At 62.6% G+C, this 2,941-nt stretch carries 1 protein-coding gene and 1 pseudogene; both read left to right on the top strand.

All coding sequences use genetic code 11. The features are described 5' to 3' along the window. On the top strand, nucleotides 1-2,101 hold a 2,101-nt coding region (gene rpoB, locus EN914_RS30255), incomplete at its 5' end, for a DNA-directed RNA polymerase subunit beta (protein WP_127389473.1). 186 nt (nucleotides 2,102-2,287) lie between these two features. Beyond that, a pseudogene (locus EN914_RS30250) lies at nucleotides 2,288-2,941 on the top strand (DNA-directed RNA polymerase subunit beta'); the annotation flags it as partial.

Below are 2,941 nucleotides of genomic sequence, written 5' to 3'. Positions count from 1 at the left end.
GTTCCTGGAAAACGACGACGCCAACCGCGCTCTGATGGGTTCGAACATGCAGCGTCAGGCCGTGCCGCTGGTGCGCGCCGAGGCGCCGTTCGTCGGCACCGGCATGGAGCCGATCGTCGCCCGTGACTCGGGCGCCGCCATCGGCGCCCGCCGCGGCGGCATCGTCGACCAGGTGGACGCGACGCGTATCGTTATCCGCGCCACCGAAGATCTCGATCCGGGCAAGTCCGGCGTCGACATCTACCGGTTGATGAAGTTCCAGCGTTCGAACCAGAACACCTGCATCAACCAGCGCCCGCTGGTTCGCATGGGCGACCGGGTCAACAAGGGCGACATCATCGCCGACGGTCCGTCGACCGAGCTCGGCGATCTGGCGCTCGGCCGCAACGTGCTGGTCGCGTTCATGCCGTGGAACGGCTACAACTACGAGGACTCGATCCTCCTGTCCGAACGCATCGTCGCCGACGACGTCTTCACCTCGATCCACATCGAGGAGTTCGAGGTCATGGCGCGCGATACCAAGCTTGGACCGGAGGAAATCACGCGCGATATCCCGAACGTCTCGGAAGAAGCGCTAAAGAACCTCGACGAAGCCGGCATCGTCTACATCGGTGCGGAAGTTCAGCCGGGCGACATCCTGGTCGGCAAGATCACGCCGAAGGGCGAAAGCCCGATGACGCCGGAAGAGAAGCTTCTGCGCGCCATCTTCGGCGAAAAGGCATCCGATGTGCGCGACACCTCGATGCGCATGCCTCCTGGCACTTTCGGCACCGTCGTCGAGGTGCGCGTCTTCAATCGCCACGGTGTGGAGAAGGACGAGCGCGCCATGGCGATCGAGCGCGAGGAGATCGAACGCCTCGCCAAGGACCGCGACGACGAGCAGGCCATTCTGGACCGTAACGTCTACGCGCGTCTTTCCGACGTGCTCGTCGGCAAGGAAGCGATCGCTGGACCGAAGGGCTTCAAGAAGGGCTCGACGCTGTCCAAGGATACGCTCGACGAGTATCCGCGTTCGCAGTGGTGGCAGTTTGCCGTGGAGAACGAAAAGCTCCAGAGCGAGCTGGAAGCGCTGCGTGGCCAGTATGACGATTCCAAGAAGGCGCTTGAACAGCGTTTCATGGACAAGGTCGAGAAGGTCCAGCGCGGCGACGAAATGCCTCCGGGCGTCATGAAGATGGTCAAGGTCTTCGTGGCCGTGAAGCGCAAGATGCAGCCCGGCGACAAGATGGCCGGCCGTCACGGCAACAAGGGTGTCGTGTCGCGGATCGTTCCGGTCGAGGACATGCCTTTCCTCGAGGACGGCACGCATGCCGATATCGTGCTCAACCCGCTGGGTGTGCCGAGCCGCATGAATGTCGGCCAGATCCTGGAAACGCATCTGGGCTGGGCATGTGCGGGCATGGGCAGGAAGATCGGCGAGCTGATCGACACGTACAAGGCAGCCGGCGACATCAAGCCCCTGCGCAAGACGCTCGAGAGCTTCATCCCGGCCAACGACCGCAACGAGCCGGTTCGCGACTATGACGACGAGAGCATCGTTCGCCTCAGCGAGCAGATGCGCCGCGGCGTCTCGATCGCGACCCCGGTGTTCGACGGCGCGCATGAGGCTGACATCAACATCATGCTGGAGCAGGCGGGCCTGCACAGCAGCGGTCAGTCGCAGCTCTATGACGGACGCACGGGCGAGCCGTTCGATCGCAAGGTGACGATGGGCTACATCTACATGCTCAAGCTTCACCATCTCGTGGACGACAAGATCCACGCGCGTTCGATCGGTCCGTACTCGCTCGTCACCCAGCAGCCGCTGGGCGGCAAGGCGCAGTTCGGTGGCCAGCGCTTCGGCGAGATGGAGGTCTGGGCGCTGGAAGCGTACGGCGCCGCCTACACGCTGCAGGAAATGCTGACGGTAAAGTCCGACGACGTCGCCGGCCGTACCAAGGTCTACGAGGCGATCGTGCGTGGCGACGACACCTTCGAGGCCGGCATCCCGGAGAGCTTCAACGTTCTCGTCAAGGAAATGCGGTCTCTCGGCCTCAATGTCGAGCTGGAGAACACCAAGCTCGACGACAACCCTGTCCGGCTGCCCGACGCGGCCGAGTAAGGCAATGGCGCGCCACGGCTGTCCGCGGCGCGCCTCGAGCATGATCCCGAAAAGTGGTTACCGGTTTTCGGACAGGATCATGCTCAACCGGGAAGAATTCGACGGCCAGTGGCCGACAAAGACGGCGGGCGTTTGGCTCGCGACTAGATGCAAGGGATCTTCGAGGATCCCGAAAAGGAGAACGGCATGAACCAAGAGGTCATGAATCTCTTCAATCCGCAGGCGCCTGCGCAGGTGTTCGATTCCATCCGGATATCGCTTGCCAGCCCTGAGAAGATTCTGTCCTGGTCTTTCGGCGAGATCAAGAAGCCGGAGACCATCAACTACCGCACCTTCAAGCCGGAGCGTGACGGTCTGTTCTGCGCGCGCATTTTTGGCCCGATCAAGGACTACGAGTGCCTGTGCGGCAAGTACAAGCGCATGAAGTACAAGGGCGTCATCTGCGAGAAGTGCGGCGTCGAAGTCACGCTGTCGCGCGTTCGCCGCGAGCGCATGGGCCATATCGAGCTGGCGGCACCGGTCGCCCATATCTGGTTCCTGAAGTCGCTGCCGTCGCGCATCGGCACGCTGCTCGACATGACCCTGAAGGACATCGAGCGCGTCCTCTACTTCGAGAACTACATCGTCACCGAACCTGGCCTCACCGCGCTGAAGGAGCACCAGCTGCTCAGCGAGGAAGAGTACATGATCGCCGTCGACGAGTATGGCGAGGATTCGTTCACCGCCATGATCGGCGCCGAGGCCATTCATGACCTCCTGGCCGGCATGGACCTGGAGAAGATCGCCGGCGACCTGCGTTCGGAACTGGCGTCGACCACCTCCGAGCTGAAGCAGAAGAAG

It is taken from the genome of Mesorhizobium sp. M7A.F.Ca.CA.001.08.2.1, assembly GCF_003998455.1.
Classification (GTDB): Bacteria; Pseudomonadota; Alphaproteobacteria; order Rhizobiales; family Rhizobiaceae; genus Mesorhizobium; species Mesorhizobium ciceri.
This window is presented reverse-complemented; position numbering and strand designations above follow the sequence as displayed.